General features: G+C 69.6%; 19 protein-coding genes. 8 read left to right on the top strand and 11 right to left on the bottom strand.

From position 1 onward, the window contains the following. The 3 genes from SVA_RS04930 to SVA_RS04920 form a co-directional block, all read right to left on the bottom strand. Nucleotides 1-387 carry a DUF3775 domain-containing protein gene (locus SVA_RS04930; RefSeq protein WP_096459657.1) on the bottom strand — a complete coding sequence of 129 codons (387 nt, stop codon included), beginning with the start codon at nt 385-387 and terminating at the stop codon, nt 1-3. A 34-nt stretch (nt 388-421) separates the two neighbouring features. Continuing rightward, nucleotides 422-1,471: an AI-2E family transporter gene (locus tag SVA_RS04925; protein ID WP_096459654.1), complete on the bottom strand. Its 1,050-nt coding sequence runs from the start codon at nt 1,469-1,471 to the stop codon at nt 422-424. Between the two features lie 156 nt (nt 1,472-1,627). Further along, complete coding sequence (locus tag SVA_RS04920) at nt 1,628-2,080, bottom strand: DUF411 domain-containing protein (RefSeq protein WP_096459651.1); 453 nt, start codon at nt 2,078-2,080, stop codon at nt 1,628-1,630. Between the two features lie 112 nt (nt 2,081-2,192). On the opposite strand from SVA_RS04920, the gene rlmKL reads away from it, so the two are divergent. The 3 genes from rlmKL to SVA_RS04905 all read left to right on the top strand — a co-directional run bounded on the left by rlmKL (nt 2,193) and on the right by SVA_RS04905 (nt 7,664). After that, nucleotides 2,193-4,343 (top strand): bifunctional 23S rRNA (guanine(2069)-N(7))-methyltransferase RlmK/23S rRNA (guanine(2445)-N(2))-methyltransferase RlmL, encoded by a 2,151-nt coding sequence (gene rlmKL / locus SVA_RS04915; protein ID WP_096459648.1) that lies wholly within the window; start codon nt 2,193-2,195, stop codon nt 4,341-4,343. A gap of 91 nt (nt 4,344-4,434) precedes the next feature. Continuing rightward, nucleotides 4,435-6,474: an elongation factor G gene (fusA, locus tag SVA_RS04910; protein WP_096459645.1), complete on the top strand. Its 2,040-nt coding sequence runs from the start codon at nt 4,435-4,437 to the stop codon at nt 6,472-6,474. 197 nt (nt 6,475-6,671) lie between these two features. Continuing rightward, entirely contained in the window at nt 6,672-7,664 is a 993-nt protein-coding gene (locus SVA_RS04905) for a serine hydrolase (protein ID WP_096459642.1), read from the top strand. Nucleotides 7,665-7,706: 42 nt separating this feature from the next. Here the strand turns inward: SVA_RS04905 and gshA are convergent, their stop codons facing one another. Then, on the bottom strand, nt 7,707-9,293 hold the full coding sequence (gene gshA, locus SVA_RS04900) for a glutamate--cysteine ligase (protein ID WP_096462828.1): 1,587 nt from the start codon (nt 9,291-9,293) through the stop codon (nt 7,707-7,709). Between the two features lie 84 nt (nt 9,294-9,377). On the opposite strand from gshA, the gene SVA_RS04895 reads away from it, so the two are divergent. The 4 genes from SVA_RS04895 (at nt 9,378) to SVA_RS04880 (ending at nt 12,256) form a co-directional block, all read left to right on the top strand. Further along, a complete protein-coding gene (locus SVA_RS04895; protein ID WP_096459638.1) occupies nt 9,378-10,235 on the top strand; it encodes a pirin family protein in 858 nt (285 codons plus the stop codon). 84 nt (nt 10,236-10,319) lie between these two features. Continuing rightward, on the top strand, nt 10,320-11,435 hold the full coding sequence (locus SVA_RS04890; protein WP_096459635.1) for a glycerophosphodiester phosphodiesterase: 1,116 nt from the start codon (nt 10,320-10,322) through the stop codon (nt 11,433-11,435). Nucleotides 11,436-11,689: 254 nt separating this feature from the next. Beyond that, nucleotides 11,690-11,956, top strand: coding sequence for an RNA recognition motif domain-containing protein (locus SVA_RS04885; protein WP_096459632.1), 267 nt, complete (start codon nt 11,690-11,692; stop codon nt 11,954-11,956). Between the two features lie 36 nt (nt 11,957-11,992). Continuing rightward, nucleotides 11,993-12,256, top strand: coding sequence for a hypothetical protein (locus SVA_RS04880; protein WP_096459629.1), 264 nt, complete (start codon nt 11,993-11,995; stop codon nt 12,254-12,256). Nucleotides 12,257-12,293: 37 nt separating this feature from the next. On the opposite strand, the gene SVA_RS04875 is transcribed toward SVA_RS04880, so the two are convergent. The 7 genes from SVA_RS04875 to SVA_RS04850 form a co-directional block, all read right to left on the bottom strand. After that, entirely contained in the window at nt 12,294-12,620 is a 327-nt protein-coding gene (locus tag SVA_RS04875) for an RNA recognition motif domain-containing protein (RefSeq protein WP_096459626.1), read from the bottom strand. A gap of 152 nt (nt 12,621-12,772) precedes the next feature. Next, nucleotides 12,773-13,054 carry an AF1514 family protein gene (locus SVA_RS04870; RefSeq protein ID WP_096459623.1) on the bottom strand — a complete coding sequence of 94 codons (282 nt, stop codon included), beginning with the start codon at nt 13,052-13,054 and terminating at the stop codon, nt 12,773-12,775. A 58-nt stretch (nt 13,055-13,112) separates the two neighbouring features. Then, complete coding sequence (locus tag SVA_RS04865) at nt 13,113-14,075, bottom strand: DUF6279 family lipoprotein (protein ID WP_096459620.1); 963 nt, start codon at nt 14,073-14,075, stop codon at nt 13,113-13,115. A gap of 81 nt (nt 14,076-14,156) precedes the next feature. Continuing rightward, on the bottom strand, nt 14,157-14,438 hold the full coding sequence (locus SVA_RS04860; RefSeq protein WP_096459617.1) for a hypothetical protein: 282 nt from the start codon (nt 14,436-14,438) through the stop codon (nt 14,157-14,159). 215 nt (nt 14,439-14,653) lie between these two features. Further along, nucleotides 14,654-14,794 carry a hypothetical protein gene (locus tag SVA_RS19720; protein ID WP_169923973.1) on the bottom strand — a complete coding sequence of 47 codons (141 nt, stop codon included), beginning with the start codon at nt 14,792-14,794 and terminating at the stop codon, nt 14,654-14,656. Between the two features lies 1 nt (nt 14,795). Further along, complete coding sequence (locus tag SVA_RS04855; RefSeq protein WP_096462827.1) at nt 14,796-14,960, bottom strand: FmdB family zinc ribbon protein; 165 nt, start codon at nt 14,958-14,960, stop codon at nt 14,796-14,798. Nucleotides 14,961-15,034: 74 nt separating this feature from the next. Then, nucleotides 15,035-15,361: a hypothetical protein gene (locus SVA_RS04850; RefSeq protein ID WP_096459614.1), complete on the bottom strand. Its 327-nt coding sequence runs from the start codon at nt 15,359-15,361 to the stop codon at nt 15,035-15,037. Between the two features lie 83 nt (nt 15,362-15,444). Here SVA_RS04850 and SVA_RS04845 point away from each other — a divergent pair, with 83 nt between their 5' ends. Further along, a complete protein-coding gene (locus SVA_RS04845; protein WP_096459611.1) occupies nt 15,445-15,822 on the top strand; it encodes a hypothetical protein in 378 nt (125 codons plus the stop codon). Nucleotides 15,823-15,832: the final 10 nt, after the last annotated feature.

The raw sequence follows: 15,832 nt of genomic DNA, 5'->3' as shown, positions 1-15,832 counted from the left end.
TCACTCCTCGCAGGAGTAACCGAGCGCGGCGAGCCCTTCCTCGAGGTAATCGGCGACGAGCGGGGTGGCGATCACGTAATCCGCCGTGTGCTCGGTCCAGCCGTCGCGCGCCTGCGCGAGCGCGTCGCTCCACTCGCTCTCGTCGTAGTCCCCGCGCCCCAGCCACATGAGCGCCACCAGCGAAACCTGCTGGTCGGGCTCCAGGTCCTCGATCATGCTCTTGAGCTCGCGGTAGGTGGGATCGTCCACGTGATCCGCGAGCACCTGACGCGCCCAGTCGCCCGAGGGATTGGCGGGCTCCTCCGGAATCACCACCTGCTCCTTCGCGTGGAACTCGTGGGCCTTGTCGACGATGCGGCAGACCGTTTCGGGATTGAGGTCGAGCATGGTTGTCCGTTCCTGGGCAGTGGACGGTCCCGCGTCAGCCGGGTTCGGGACGGGATCGGCCGGCTTCGAGCACGTCCTTGATGTAAAGCTCCTGGACGAGAACCATTAGCATGACGATGAGCGGCGTCGCGAGCAAGAGGCCGAGAAAGCCGAACATCACGGTGAGCAGAATCTGGCCGATGACGTTGAGCGCCGGCGCGATGCGCACCACCTTCTGCTCGATGAGCGGGACGATCAGATACCCTTCGAGCGCCTGGATTCCGAGATAGAGCGCAGCCACGTAAAGCGCGAGGGTGGGACCCTCCATCAGGGCGATCAGCAGCGCCGGCACGGCGGCGAGCAGCGGCCCGATGTTGGGGATAAAGTCGAGCAGACCCGCGATGAGGCCGAGCGCGAGCGCGAGCGGCATGTCCAGAGCGAACAGTCCGATCGCGGTGAGCATGCCCACGAAGGTCATCCCGAGGGCACGGCCGAGCAGCCACATGCGAAGCACATGACCCAGGCGCTCGAGCACCGCCGCGATGCGCCGCCGGCGCGCGACCGGAAAGAGCTGCACCAGGACGTGGGTGTATGCCGCCGGGTCGGCGGCGAGGTAGATCCCGACGGCGAGAAACACCGCGACGCCCGTCAGGACGGCGGCCGTGACCGAGAAGAGCCCGCGCACGCCGGCGAGCCAGTCCGTCTGCTGCACGGTCTCGACGGCGCCGGGCAGCTGATCGAGCGCGCGGCGCACCAGCGGGTACTGGCGCGCCCGTTCTTCGAGACGCTCGACCGCTTCCGGCAGCTGGTCCCCGAGCTGGTTCAGCTGATCGGCCACCGGCGGCGCGAGCAGGCGCCCGACCAGCCAGAACGCCGCTACGAGGAGGAGAAGAAAGGCGACGAGCGACCAGACGCCGGGAATGCGGAGGTAACGGCCGAGCACCCCCGCGCCCGCGTGCAGCACGAGGGCGAGCAGCACGCCGACGTAGAACAGCAGCACGATCTGAGCGGTGTGGAACAGGAACCAGACGCCGAGCACCACCGCGAGCGAGATCGCGCTGGCGATGAGGACTTTGCGGGTGAAGGATACGGGCAGCGGATCCATCCGGCGCGGCTCTCCTTGCAAGCGCCATTCTCGGCGAGCATCGCGCGCGGCCGCAAACCGGTCCGATGCCACGCCGTGAAGGGGTTTCCGGAAAGCGGTTCGAGCGCGGCGCCCGCGAACCGCGAAAGTCCTCGGAACGCCTCTGGCCGGGTGCCGCTAGTGGCGGGCGTACACGGTCGTGCGGCCGGCGTCGTCGAAGGTCAGCACGTCGTACCGTTCCTTGTAGGGGCCTTCCATGCCCGGCGACCCCATGGGCATGCCGGGAACGGAAAGCCCTTTCACCGCCGGACGCTCCCGGAGCAGCCGCTTCAGATCGGCCGCGGGCACATGGCCCTCGACCACGTACCCGTCCACCAGCGCAGTATGACAGGAAGCGAGCTCGGGGCGTACGCCGTGCTTCGCCTTCTGCGGCGTGACGTCGCCGACGTCCCGGGTCGTGACCTCGAAGCCGTTCGCCTCGAGGTGCTTCACCCACTCCTTGCAGCAACCGCATGTCGGCGACTTGTAGACCGTCACCTCGCCCGCCGACCCCTGCACGGACCAGAAGACGATCCCGCCCGCGAACCCCAGCAGGAGGACCATGAGACCGTAACGGGCCGACGCGCGCATTTCCCTTCTCCTCGGGCGTGAGGCCCCATTATGGCGCAACGGGCGCAGACCGAACCACCGGCAGCGCCGATCGATTGCCCTGCGACGCCGGTTCGGCTACAACGCGCCTCCCATGTCCGCCCTTTCGCGCTTCTTCGCGCCCTGCGCCAAAGGCCTCGAGGGTCTGCTGGTCGAGGAGCTGCGCGCCCTCGGCGCCGCGGACGTGCGCGAGACCCGCGCCGGCGTCGCCTTCGCCGGCCCTCTCGCGACCGCCTACCGCGCCTGCCTCTGGTCGCGCCTCGCCTCGCGCATCCTCCTGCCGATCACCGGCTTCGACGCGCCCTCCCCCGAGGCGCTTTACGAAGGCGTGCTGACCGTCGACTGGAACGAGCACCTGCGCCCGGAAGGCACGCTCGCCGTCGACCTGAACGTCTCCGACTCCGCGATCACCCATTCGCGCTACGCCGCGCTCAAGGTCAAGGACGCCATGGTGGACCAGTTCCGCGCGCGGTTCGGCGTGCGGCCGTCCGTCGACACGGCGCGCCCCGACCTCCGCGTGAACGTTTACCTCCATCGCGACGCCGCGACGGTGAGCGTCGATCTCGCCGGTGAGGCCCTGCATCGGCGCGGTCATCGCGCCGAGGGCGTCGCGGCGCCGCTCAAGGAGAACCTCGCGGCGGCGATCCTGCTGCGCGCGCGCTGGCCGGAGCTCGCCGCGCGCGGCGACGCGCTCGTCGATCCCATGTGCGGCTCGGGCACGCTGCCGATCGAAGCCGCGCTCCTCGCCGCCGACATCGCGCCGGGGCTCGCGCGGGATTACTTCGGCTTCCTCGGCTGGCGCGGCCACGACCCGGATGTCTGGCGGGCGCTGCTCGACGAGGCGCGCGAGCGACGCGCGGCGGGGCTCGAGCGCCTGCCCCCGATCCGCGGTTACGACCACGACGCCGCCGCGGTGAAGGCGGCCCGCATCAACGTCACCCGTGCCGGCCTCACGGGTCGTATCGAGATCGAGCGAAGGAGTCTTGCCGACTGCCGCGCGGAGACCGTTTCGACGGGCCTGGTCGTCGCCAACCCGCCCTACGGCGAGCGCCTCGGCGACCTGCGCGAGCTGCCCGCGCTCTACGCCGAGCTCGGCGACGCGCTCAAGCGCTGCTACGGCGGCTGGGCGGCGGCGGTGTTCACGGGCAACCCCGATCTCGGCAAGCACATGGGCCTGCGCGCGCACCGCATGCACACGCTCTGGAACGGCGCCATCGAGTGCCGGCTGCTGCACTTCGACATCAGGGACGAACGGTTCGTCCGCGGCCGCGAGACGGCCGCCGAGGCGGGCGCCGGCGCCGACATGTTCGCCAACCGCCTGCGCAAGGACCTGCGGCACTTCGGGCGCTGGGCCAGGCGACAGGACATCGGCTGCTACCGCGTCTACGACGCCGACCTGCACGAGTACAACCTCGCGATCGACGTCTACGAGTCCGATCGGCGCTACGTGCATGTGCAGGAGTACGCGCCTCCGCTCACCCTCGATCCGCGCAAGGCGGAGCGGCGCCTGAAGGAGGCGCTGGCCGTGATCCCCGAGGTACTCGCGATCGAGCCCGCTCAGATGTTCTTCAAGGTCCGCGAACGGCAGCGGCGCGGGTCGCAGTACGAGAAGCAGGCGGAGAGCGGCGAGTTCCACGAGGTGCGCGAAGGTCCGTGCCGCTTTCTCGTCAACTTCACCGACTACCTCGACACCGGTCTCTTTCTCGACCACCGCGCGACGCGCGAGATGCTGCGCGGCCTCGCCGCCGGCAAGCGCTTCCTGAACCTCTTCGGCTACACGGGCACCGCCACGGTGCACGCGGCGATCGGCGGCGCGGCGGCGACGACCACGGTAGACATGTCGCGCACCTATCTCGACTGGGCGCGGCGCAACTTCGACCTCAACGGCCTCGCGCGCGGCCCGCACGAGCTCGTCCAGGCCGACGTACTCGGGTGGCTGGAGACGAACCGCGACCGGCGCTACGACCTCGTTTTTCTCGATCCGCCCACGTTCTCGCGTTCCAAGCGCATGGAGGGCACGCTCGACGTGCAGCGCGACCACGTCCCGCTCCTGCGCGACACCGCGCGCCTCCTCGCCCCCGGAGGGCTCCTCGTTTTTTCCACGAACCTGCGGCGCTTCAAGCTCGACCGCGACGCGCTTTCCGGCCTCGAGATCGAGGACATCACGCGACGCACGATTCCGAAAGACTTCGAGCGCAACCCGCGAATTCATCACTGCTTTCTCCTTCGCCGCGCTTCCGCGTGACGCGGCGACGCCGCGGAGTAAAATGCGAGGAGGTGCAGGACAGCCCGCGTTGCGAGGAGGGGCTCCGGCGCGGGGCGGGCGAAGGAGGGACATGGGCGCGTACCGCACCGAGGACATCCGCAACATCGCGCTGGTCGGGCACGCGGCGGCCGGCAAGACGACGCTCGTCGAGGCCCTGCTGCACCGGGCCGGTGCGGTGTCGAGCCCGGGCAGCGTCGAGAAGGGCACGACGGTCTGCGACTTCGACCCGGAGGAACGGGACTACCGCCACTCCTTAAGCGCGGCCGTGGTCGGATGCGATTACCACGGCCGCCACCTCAACCTCATCGACACGCCCGGCCTTCCCGATTTTCTCGGGCACACGTTCGCCGCGCTGCCCGCGGTCGAGACCATCGCCGTCGTCGTGAACGCGCAGACCGGCATCGAGTCGGTGACGCGGCGCGTGATGGAGTGGGCCGCGGCGAACCGCTTCTGCCGCATGATCATCGTCAACAAGATCGACGCGGCGGACTCGAACCTTCCGCGCCTGCTCGACGAGATCCACGATGTCTTCGGCCGCGAGTGCCTGCCGCTCAACCTGCCGGCCAGGGACGGTGAGCGGGTCGTCGACTGCTTCTTCCATGCCTCGGCCGAGACGCGCTTCTCGTCGGCGCGCACGGCGCACACGGCCGTCGTCGATCAGGTCGTGGAGCTGGACGAGCGCCTCATGGACGACTACCTGGCCCAGGGCGACATCGAGCCCGCGAAACTGCACGACCCCTTCGAGAAGGCGCTGCGCGAGGGTCACCTCACGCCCGTCTGTTTCACGTCGGCGCGCACCGGCGCGGGGATCGAGGAGCTGCTCGAGGTCCTGGCCGAGCTCGCGCCCAATCCGCTCGAGGGCAACCCGCACCCGTTCCGCGATCTCAAGCGCGGCGAAGGCGCGGAGATCCACCCGGAGCCCGTCGCCGACCCGCAGCACATCCTCGCGCACGTCTTCAAGGTGACGCACGACCCCTACGTCGGCAAGCTGGGCGTGTTTCGCATCCACCAGGGCGTGATCGACAAGGACACGCAGCTTTTCGTCGACGAGGGGCGCAAGCCGTTCAAGGTGGGGCACCTGTTCCGGCTGCAGGGCAAGCAGTACCTCGAGTGCGAGGACGGCGTGCCGGGCGACATCCGCGCGGTCGGGAAGATCGACGAGATCCATCTCGACGCGATCCTGCACAACTCCCACGACGAGGACGGCGTACGGCCGGCGCTCGGCAAGCTGCCGGCGCCGATGGTTGGCATCGCGATCGAGGCCGCGACCCGCGGCGACGAGCAGAAGCTCTTCGACGCCCTCGACAAGCTCACCGGGGAGGATCCCTGCCTCGTGCTCGAGCGCTCCGCGCACGAGCTCGTTCTGCGCGCGATGGGCGAGCTGCACCTGCGCATCGCGCTCGAGCGCATCGCGAAGCGCTATCACGTCGAGGTGAAGACGCACCCGCCGGCCATCCCCTATCGCGAGACGGTCACGCGCGCGGCCGAGGGCCACCACCGCCACAAGAAGCAGACCGGCGGCGCGGGGCAGTTCGGCGAGGTGTTCCTGCGCATCGAGCCGCTGCCGCGCGGCGCCGGTTTCGAGTTCGTGGACCGGGTCGTGGGCGGGGCGATCCCGAATCAGTTCATCCCGGCGGTCGAGAAAGGGGTGCGCCAGGCGCTCGCCGCGGGCTCGCTCGCGGGCTACCCGATCGAGGACGTGCGCGTGGTCGTGCACGGCGGGAAGCACCATCCGGTGGATTCGCAGGAGGTCTCGTTCATCACCGCCGGCCGCAAGGCGGTGCTCGACGCCTTCCTCAAGGCGGGGCCGATCCTGCTCGAACCGATCGTGCGGGTCGAGGTGACGGTGCCGGGCGAGAAGGTGGGCGACATCACCGGCGACCTCGCCCAGCGCCGCGGCCGCATCAACGACACCCAGCCGCAGGCGGGCGGGATGGTGGCCGTGTCCGCCCTCGTGCCGCTCGGCGAGATGAGCGACTACGCCTCGCGCCTCAAGTCGCTCACCGGCGGCGAAGGCGCCTACGGGATGGAGTCCAGCCACTACGAACCGGTGCCGCCGGCCCTCCAGCAGAAGCTCGCGAAACAGTACCGCCCGAGCGAGGAATCCTGATCGCACCCGACCGGCCCCGCGCTTTTCGCCCCGCTCACCGTTCCTGATCGACCCCCGCCGAGCGTCTTCGCCCGCCCGACCTGCGGTCCCCGGACCGCCGTCTCTCTCCCTTAACCTCTCTCCTGCGCATACGGGCCGCACGTGCGCCGTACAGCTACTACTATTACGGGATCAGCGCGCTCTAGACCCAATAATAAATGTCGCGAACCAAAGAACTGGGAGCCCTCTGGGCCGCCGTCGGTCTGGCGATCGGCCTTTCCGTTTTCCTGTCGGACACGTCGGCCTTCACGCCCGCCGTCGCCGAGGAAAGCCCGCCGGCGAATGCCGAGGCACCGAAGCCGGCCGCCACGCGCCCGCCCGCGTTCGTGAGCGCGGCCGAGCTCATCGAGATCGGCCGGCCGGAGCGGCTCGCGCTGCGCTCGGGGGTCGCGCTCATCCTGGACGAGTACGACGGCATCCCCCTCTACGAGCGCAACGTCGATCAGCCGCGACCGATCGCGTCCCTCACGAAGCTCATGACCGCGATGGTGCTCCTCGACGCCCGACTGCCGATGGACGAACCGATCGAGATCACGCGGGACGACCGCGACCGTCTGCGCGGCTCGGGTTCCCGGCTGCGCTTCGGCACGGTGCTCACCCGTCGCGATGCGCTCCACGCCGCGCTCGCCGCCTCCGACAACCGCGCGGCGGCCGCCCTCGCGCGCACCTACCCGGGCGGCACCGGCGCGATGATCGACGCGATGAATGCCAAGGCGCGCGCGCTCGGCATGGCGCACAGCCGGTTCGCCGACTCGAGCGGCCTGCACAGCGGCAACGTCTCGACGGCGGCCGATCTCGCGCGCCTCGCCACCGCGGTGGAGCGCTACCCGCTCATCGCGGAGCTTTCCACCACGCCCACCTTCCAGCTGACCGATCTCCGGACCGGACGTCCGGTCGGCTTCGTCAACACCAACCGCCTCGTGCGCAGCGACCGCTGGGACATCGCGCTCAGCAAGACGGGTTACACGTCCGACGCGGGGAACTGCCTCGTCATGCGCGCGCAGATCGCCGACCGCCCGCTCACGATCGTCCTGCTCAATTCCTGGGGCAAGCTGAGCAAGTACGGCGACTCGAGCCGCATCCGCGACTGGCTGCTCAAGACCCAGCAGGCCGCCGCCAAGCACCGGCGCACGCTCGCCAGCGCGTCCTAGGCTCCCCGCCCCGCGAGGGACCCGCTTCCCGCGGAGAGGAATTCAGGAAGTAGCCGCCGGGCACGCCAGATCCTGCGCGAAGTAGCGCGCCAGGTACTCCTCGAAGCCGATCCGGTCCGCCGCCTCGAGCTCCGACTGGCGGGAGACGGACTGCGCCGCCAGCCCCTCGTAGTGCAGCCGACGCGCCTCCTCCAGCGGGCGTGAGCGAAAGGCCGCCGCGTGCTCGCCCGAGAGGCGCATGCCCATCGCGCAGAAACCGCGGCCTTCGGCACGCATCTCCTCCAGCAGGCGCGCCGACACCGTGGTCTCGGGTCGGCGCACGCGCTCGATCTGCGACTCGAGCGCCCGCACGTAAGCCCCGCTCCCGGCCTCGGCGTCGAGCCGGGCGCACACCGGCCGGATGGCCTCGAGCGTTTCGAGCGCCCAGTCCGCGAGCGCGATCGTCCCCGCTCCGCGCCGGAGCCGGAGGCCCGCCTCGCGCCCGCGTCGCGTCACCGCCTGCTGGTTGTGCTCGATCTCGTCCCGCTCCGCCGCGGCGATCACCGGGCTGTCGGCCAGGAGGCAGCCGATCAGCAGCGCCTCGAGGAAGCGCAGCTCGGGCTCGCTCACGCCGAGCGGCTCGTACGGGTTCACGTCGAGCGAGCGCACCTCGACGTAGCGCACGCCGCGGCGCGCGAGCGCGAGCGTCGGCTTCTCGCCCGGGCGGATCGGCTGCTTCGGGCGGATGGCGCTGTAGAACTCGTTCTCGATCTGGAGCACGTGCGCGTTGAGCTGGCGGTACTCGCCGTCGACGACGACGCCGATACGCTCGAACTCGGGGTATGGCGTGCGCGTGGCGCGGCAGAGGGTCTCCACGTACGCCGAGAGACTGTCGTAGGAGATCGCGAGGCCCGCCTGCGCCTTGTTGGTGTAACCGATGTCGCTCATGCGCAGCGACGTCGCGTGCGGCGCGAAGCAGGTCCCCGCGTCGAGGGAGGCGAGGCCGTCGCGACAACCGCCGAGGAAGGAGCGATCGATCGCCGGCGAGGCGCCGAACAGGTAGCACACGAGCCAGCCGACGCGCTGGAAGTTGCGCACGAGGGCGAAGTACCGGTCCGCGACGAACTCGGGCAGCGGCCGCGTGTCGCCCTCGGCCGTCCGGTATAGCGGCCAGAAGGCGTCGGGCAGGGAGTAGTTGAAGTGCACGCCGGCGATCGCCTGCATCGCCCGGCCGTACCGATGCGCGAGCCCCAGGCGGTACACGCGCTTCATGCGGCCGACGTTCGACGTCCCGTACTGCGCGATCGGGATGCTCTCGTCGCCGCGCACACGGCACGGCATGCTCGCCGCCCAGAGCAGCTCGTCTCCCAGACCGGCGTAGACGGCGCGGTGGAGCTCGTCGAGAAACGCCAGCACCGCCGCCGTGTCGGCGAGCGGCGGCGTGCGCAGCTCCGGGAGCGCCTCCGAGAAATCGGTGGTGATGTAGGGGTGGGTCAGCGCGGAGCCGAGGCCCGCCGGGTGCGGCGTCCGGGCGATCTCGCCCGCCGGCGTGATCCGCAGGCTTTCCTTCTCGATGCCCTTGCTCCCGCCCGCGAGCCGGGCGCCGGCATCCTCCAGGCGCGCGAGCCGCCGCTCGAGTTCCGTTTGCACGAAAGACGTCTCTGTTTTCGGCATTGTACGCGCCCTTTTCGCCGTCCATGGAATGGGATTAGATTGTCGCACCGGAGGAAACGCATGGCCTCGCGCAGTGTCCGCCTTCTGCTTCCCGCCGCCGCGCTAGACGAAGGCGCGGGCGTGACCGTGCGCCGCACCATCGGCACCCCGCGGCTGCGCCATCTCGATCCCTTCCTCATGCTCGACCACTTCGGCAGCAACGACCCCGACGAGTACATCGCCGGGTTTCCCGACCACCCGCACCGCGGGTTCATCACCCTCACTTACATGATCGACGGCCACATGCTCCACCGGGACAGCATGGGCAATCGCGGCGACCTGCGCTCGGGCGGCATCCAGTGGATGAAGGCGGCGAGTGGCGTGATCCACTCGGAAATGCCGCAGCAGACCGCCGGCCTGATGCGCGGTTTCCAGCTCTGGATCAATCTGCCCGCCGCGGAGAAGATGAGCGACCCCGAGTACCAGGACGTGCCCGCCGAACGCATTCCCGTGGTCGAAGAGAACGGGCAGCGGATCAGGCTCATCGCCGGAGCGCACGGGGACCGCCGCGGTCCGATCGTCGACCCGCATACGGACATCCAGTATCTCGACGTGTCGCTCGCGAGCGGGAGCGCGTTCCGCCACGCGGTGGCGGCCGACGCCACCGTGTTCGCGTACGTGTTCGAGGGCGAGGCCCGCTCCGACGATACCCGGCTGCCGGCGCATGCGCTGGCCGTCTTCGGCGGGGGCGACGACCTCGAGATAGTGACCGAAGAGTCGGGGGCCCGGTTCATCCTCGTCGCCGGTCGCCCGATCGGCGAGCCGATCGTCCAGTACGGTCCCTTCGTGATGACGAGCGACGCCGACATCCGCCAGGCGATCGAGGACTACCGCCAGGGTCGACTTGCCCGCCGGCCGGCGGGATCCGCTTCAACCTGACGGGACGCATGCCGCCCTCCGAAATGCCGCACACGGACCGGGGGACGGCCGGATGCATTCCCACGTGCCGCGCGACTACGTGCCTTGACCGGGGCAAACGCTGACGGCCCGCTCGTGCGCCCCATCGATCCGGACAGGCCGGTCGTCATCGCGCACCGCGGGGCGAGCGGCTACGTGCCGGAGCACACGCTTGCGGCCTATGCGGTCGCCCTCTTCCAGGGCGCCGACTTTATCGAGCCCGACCTGGTCATGACTCGGGACGGTCATCTGGTCGCGCGCCACGACAACGTCCTGGACCTCACCACCGACGTCGCGAACCGCCCCGAGTTCGCGCCGCGTCGCACGACGAAGACGGTCGACGGCCGCGAGGCGACGGGCTGGTTCAGCGAGGACTTCACCCTTGCGGAAATCAAGCGGCTGCGGGCGATCGAACGGATCCCGGACGTACGTCCGGCGAACGCCCGCTTCGACGGCCAGTTCGAGATACCGACGCTTGCGGAGATCATCGAGCTGGCGCGCGGCATCGAAAGGGTTACCGGAAGGCGGGTCGGTCTCTACCCTGAAACCAAGCACCCGACGCATTTCGCGGGTCTCGGCCTCGCGATGGAGGAACCGCTCGTGCGCGCCCTGGCCGAAAAGGGGTACGCGACGCGGAACGATCCCGTCTATATCCAGTCGTTCGAAACCGCAAACCTGAAGCGCCTCCGGGGGATGACCGGCCTCCGGCTCGTGCAACTCCTCGCGGCGGAAGGCAGGCCCTACGACATCGAGGCGGCCGGCGGTTCTCTCGAGTACCGCCAAATGGCTACGCGCGCCGGCCTGTCGGAAATCGCCCGGTACGCCGACGGCGTGGGACCCGACAAGCGTCTGGTCCTCCCGCCCGGCGCGGGATTGCACCCGGAGGGCGCCACCGAGCTGGTCGCGCACGCCCACGCCGCCGGCCTCGTCGTCCATCCCTACACCTTCCGCGCGGAAAACGCCTTTCTCCCTGCCGAAGCCAGGCGGGGTGCGCCTTCGACCCAACGGGGCGATGCCGGCGCCGAGATCAGGGTTTTCCTCGCGGCCGGCATCGACGGCTTCTTCACGGATCATCCGGACGTCGGGGTTCACGCGCGCGATCAGTACTGGGCGCAGACCCGGGCCTCGGGAACGACCCGGACCGGGCCGGCCGCACCTAAAACCTCCTATCGGCCGGAATAGGCCCTCAATCGGCTCCCAACCTGTGGTATAGTCCGCACTTCGATCCGTCGTGCGCCACGGCGCACGTCCTCTGACCGACCCCGCGCCCCGCCCGGAGTCACCGAAGTGGCGGCGACGCACCGGTAAACGGCTGTTTCACCCTGCCCGGGCTCTGTCCGAGCGGTTCAGCCGCAGACACCCGGCGATGCAAGCTCGTTCGCGCGCGTTCTCCGCTGCGGCGGCAGGTTTGCTTCCCGCCGGCTACGGAGGCCCTCATGAGAAAGATGTACGTCGGCAACCTGGCGCCCGAGACGCGCGAACAGGACCTCGTCGAGCTCTTCTCGCAGCACGGCCGCGTCCGTTCCATTCGGGTGGCCTCCGACGTCTTTACGGGCCGCTGCAGGGGCTTTGCGTTCATCGAAATGGAAGGACACGAGGCCCGGGCGGCAATGGCCGCCCTGAACGGTTCCCTGTTCAAGGGGAGACCGCTCAAGGTCAACGAAGAGCGTCCGTCTCGCGAGCGGCGCGGCCGCAGTCACTGACGAACGATTTCATCAACTGCAGACGGGAAACCGCCTATGAACCTCGACCCCATCAACGCCCCCACCCGCGTCAGCCTGTTTGTGCTCGAACGCGTGGAAAAGACGTCCATGCCGGAAGGGGGAGACGGGCAGAGCTGGTACCGCTACGTGCTCCGGAACGGACGTTCCACGATCACCGGACAGCGCCGCGGCTCACTCAAGGACGTCGTCGCGTACGCGAAACGCTGCGCGGAGCAGATCAACACGCGCCAGGCGAGCTCTCAGTCGGTCTGGTCGCCTCGGCGGAAGAAAGTCACCTGAGCAAACCGGGCGCCCAGGACCGGGGCCCCCGGTTCGCTTAGCGGCGCCAACCTCCGCCCCCGCCGCCGCCGCGCGGGCGGTTCCCGAAGCCTCCACCGCCGCCGCGCTCCCCGCCCCCGGTGCGCGACGGCCGCGCCTCGTCGACGTTCATGCGGCGACCTTTGAGATCCTTGCCGTTGAGTCCCTGTATGGCGGCCTGGGCCTCCGCACGCGCCTCCATTTCCACGAATCCGAAGCCGCGGCCCTCGCCGGTGAACTTGTCCTTCACGACGGTCGCGCTCGTTACCCTCCCAAAAGCGGCGAAGGCCTGACGCAGGTCCTCGTCCGTCACGTCGCGCGACAGATTTCCCACGAAGAGTTTCATTCCCCAAGCTCCTTTTGTTTCGAAAGCGGGCACCGCATGACGACAGGCGCCACGTCCGGCGCTTTGTTGCGGAAGAGGTCGCGGCCGGGCGGCGCCGACTTCCACCCGACGCGCCATCATACGCCGCGCCCGATACAAGAGAAACGGTCGAGCTACGACTCCGGATCCACGGGACGGTAGAAGAACACGAACCGGCCGTTCTCCACCTTGAGTGTCGCACCGTGATGGACCCCGTAATCGACGTACCCCGGCACGGCCGAGTCGAGGTGGCACTCGCTCGCGTGGGCCGGCGCCTCGAAATCGCGGTCGCGGTCGTACCACGACAGCAGCATGTATGCACCGAGGCGAGCGCCCGCCTGGGCGTTCGCGAGCGCCATCGCTTCGCGGCAGTCGGCAACCGGTCGCTCGGGCGCCAGGGAGACGTTCGTGATCACAGAGGGAGGGGCTCCGGGCGGCGCCGTGGCGCCCGAGGGCGCGTCGGTATCCACGCGCTCAGTTGAGCGCCTGGACAGCGGGCGCGCTGTCCGCGGCGGCGTGCAGCGAACCCTTGCTTCGACAGGCCATGCGCTCGAAGTCGCGCTGCCAGGCGGTCGCGCGGGCAACGAGCAGTTCCCGCTGCTCGGTCGTCAGGCTGTCCGCGATGCGGCTGAGCAGCGCCACCAGGCTCTCGCGATAGCGCGAGCGAACCTCCTCGTGTTCGTCTCCCCACAGCGACTCCGGGCTCAGGAAGAGCCGGCGAACCTCGGTGTGGAACACGGCCGGCTCCCGGCGCTCGCGCAGAGAGCGGCGGAGCTCGGCCTGCCACAGGCGACGGGCCGCCAGGCGGTCCGCTCCGATCGGCTGGATCTCGCGGCTCCAGTCCGCCACGGCGCGGCGCTGCGCGCCGGTGAGATTGCCGATCCAGTCGCGCAGCTGCTTCTCCATCCGCTCGGCGTACCGCGCCTCGGCCTCCACCGCCGCGCGCATGACGTACTTGCGCTCGAAGGCGCGGTTGTCCTTTTCGAGCTCGTCGAACAGCTGATCGACCTGCCTGGGCGAGAGCGCGAGGAGAAGGCGGGCCGCCCGATGGCTGGCCGCGGCGGAGAGGCCGAACCAGGCGGACCGCACCTGCCCGTATAGCGCGTCGATGCGGCCGTAGTGGAGATCGCCCGCGCGGAGCTCGTGCGCCAAGCCACCCGCCCACTCCGCGTACTCCGCGAGCTGGGTGCTGCAGTGCCAGTCGCGCAACGCCGCAACCTCGCGCCGAAGCTGCGCGCGCTGGCTCATGTTCAGGCTGACGTAGTTCTGGGCGTAGAGCGGAGCCCACCAATGGAGGCGGTTGTAGGCGACCGTGAGGCTCGCGCAGCCGGCGAGCAGCGCGGCGGCGGCGCCGAGCGCGAGGAGTTGCGCGAAGCGGCGCCCGAACGAGGTCCGTATCAAGCAGTGCGGCGGACGCCGTAAGCCGATCGGTCGCATGGCGGCGCCATTATCCCTCAGCGCCTCGTGTCCGGCGAACCCGCCGGTCGGACGACGGGCGACGAGCAGGGCAACCGCTCTCTACGGGTAGAGCCAGCGCGCGCAGGGCGCCGGCCTCATCCCATTCGAAGGAGACCTGCAGCCCGTCGAGACGGACCACGAGGCCTCCAGGACCACGAAGGTCCGGGGAGGCGTGCGGCCCTCCTCCGCGCGCGGCCCGACGTCGGCATCGGCGGCCACGCCCGTCGTCGGCGCGGGCGCCGCGGTGCCCGGAGGACGTTCGGTGAGAAAGAGTCGGCGCTCTTCGGGCCGCCGCTCCTGCCAGCCCGAGCGCGCGAAATCGCCGTCGTCGCGCAGGCGCACCTCCGCGCGGATGCGCAGTTGCGTTTCGGCGGCGGCATCGAAGAAGACAAACCGGAATGCGGGTCGCGCAAACCGCGCGCGAGCAGTTCCCAGGAATCGGACAGCACCTGCGCCAGGTCATCCGTCGGCTGTTCCATGGGCATGGCGATGCCATCCCTACCCGTGCGGACGGTTGCGCGCACGGAATACCCGTGCGGCGCGAAGGTCGCGCCGCTTCAGCGCACGCGGTACTTCGCGGCGTAGTGCCGGCCCAGCACTTTGCGTGTCTGGTTCGCGATGCGGCGGTTGCGCCTGGCGAGGAGCTCGTTCCCGAGCTTTCGCGGCGTCCTGGGCGCGGTTCCGGCGGTGCGCTTCACGTCAGCTCTTCCTGGAGGTTCTCGCATAGAACGGGGTCAACACCTGCGCCACGCGCTCGCTGCCGCACTTGGGGCAGCGCGGTCGGGCCGATCCGTGCTCGGAAAGCCCCTCGCTGCGCTCGAATTTCTGTCCGCACTTTTCACAGCGGTATTCATAGGTCGGCATGGTTCCCTCCGTCCGCATTCCCTGACACCGAACCATGATGCCGCGCGGCCTCTCCGCCGGCAACGCCGCCGGCGCTAGACCGTCGCGCGGCGCATGTCCCGCTTGAGCGCGTGAATCTGGCGAAGGATGGGCTTGAGCCCGGACCGGTCCTGAGAGGCGAGGATCGCGTCGCGCTGCTTCTTGAGCTCCCGGATGCGCGCCTTGACCGCCATCTTGTCGAGACCGACCACGTGGTGATGCTCGTGCGTGTCGATGCCGAGCGCCTTGCAGATCGCCGGAAGCAGATGGTCCTTGTTGAGCTGCGTGTAGCCCTGCACCGCCTCGTGCTCGATGCCGGCCGCGATCTCGCGCAGTTCCGCGAGCGTCTTACCCTTCAGGTCCTCGTACGTGTAGTCCGCCATGGATGCCCTCCGTCGTAAGGTGCCCTTAAACTACCGCAATCCCCCGCTCGCGGTCACCGTCCCTGCCCGGCTAAGATTTCGCGATGTCGGCGCCCCTCGTCGTCACCTCGTACTGCCCGGGCGGGCGGGATTGCCAGGGCAAGTTCCTGCAGCTCGTGCTCGACGGGGTCGAGCACCTGGTGTTCGCCCCTTCCAATCAGCACGGCTACCACAGCCAGATACTGGAGCGCTTCCTGGACGAGCGAGGCATCGCCTGCCGCTGGGACGGCCAGGCGCTGCGGGTCGATCACCCGGGGCTGAAAGTGGTCGGCGGCGGGCGCTTTCGGCTGGAACAGGCGAAGGGCGCCCTCGAGCTTTGGGACAACTCGCAAGCCTACGGCCGATTCGACGACGCGGGGATCGCGGAAGGCCTGCGTGCGGCGGCGGGACCGTGGTCGGGCCTGTCGGTGGTCATCAGGTGAAAGCGCGTCG

Origin of the sequence: Sulfurifustis variabilis (genome assembly GCF_002355415.1) — a bacterium.
Taxonomy (GTDB): domain Bacteria; phylum Pseudomonadota; class Gammaproteobacteria; order Acidiferrobacterales; family Sulfurifustaceae; genus Sulfurifustis; species Sulfurifustis variabilis.
This window is presented reverse-complemented; position numbering and strand designations above follow the sequence as displayed.

Coding starts and splice junctions, on each gene's coding strand:
- SVA_RS04875 (WP_096459626.1), bottom strand. CDS start 12,620: ATGAAACTCTTCGTGGGAAATCTGTCGCGCGACGTGACGGACGAGGAC.
- SVA_RS04845 (WP_096459611.1), top strand. CDS start 15,445: ATGTCGGCGCCCCTCGTCGTCACCTCGTACTGCCCGGGCGGGCGGGAT.
- SVA_RS04865 (WP_096459620.1), bottom strand. CDS start 14,075: ATGCGACCGATCGGCTTACGGCGTCCGCCGCACTGCTTGATACGGACC.
- fusA (WP_096459645.1), top strand. CDS start 4,435: ATGGGCGCGTACCGCACCGAGGACATCCGCAACATCGCGCTGGTCGGG.
- SVA_RS04930 (WP_096459657.1), bottom strand. CDS start 387: ATGCTCGACCTCAATCCCGAAACGGTCTGCCGCATCGTCGACAAGGCC.
- SVA_RS04880 (WP_096459629.1), top strand. CDS start 11,993: ATGAACCTCGACCCCATCAACGCCCCCACCCGCGTCAGCCTGTTTGTG.
- SVA_RS04925 (WP_096459654.1), bottom strand. CDS start 1,471: ATGGATCCGCTGCCCGTATCCTTCACCCGCAAAGTCCTCATCGCCAGC.
- rlmKL (WP_096459648.1), top strand. CDS start 2,193: ATGTCCGCCCTTTCGCGCTTCTTCGCGCCCTGCGCCAAAGGCCTCGAG.
- SVA_RS04855 (WP_096462827.1), bottom strand. CDS start 14,960: ATGCCGACCTATGAATACCGCTGTGAAAAGTGCGGACAGAAATTCGAG.
- SVA_RS04905 (WP_096459642.1), top strand. CDS start 6,672: ATGTCGCGAACCAAAGAACTGGGAGCCCTCTGGGCCGCCGTCGGTCTG.
- SVA_RS04885 (WP_096459632.1), top strand. CDS start 11,690: ATGAGAAAGATGTACGTCGGCAACCTGGCGCCCGAGACGCGCGAACAG.
- SVA_RS04895 (WP_096459638.1), top strand. CDS start 9,378: ATGGCCTCGCGCAGTGTCCGCCTTCTGCTTCCCGCCGCCGCGCTAGAC.
- SVA_RS04850 (WP_096459614.1), bottom strand. CDS start 15,361: ATGGCGGACTACACGTACGAGGACCTGAAGGGTAAGACGCTCGCGGAA.
- SVA_RS04920 (WP_096459651.1), bottom strand. CDS start 2,080: ATGCGCGCGTCGGCCCGTTACGGTCTCATGGTCCTCCTGCTGGGGTTC.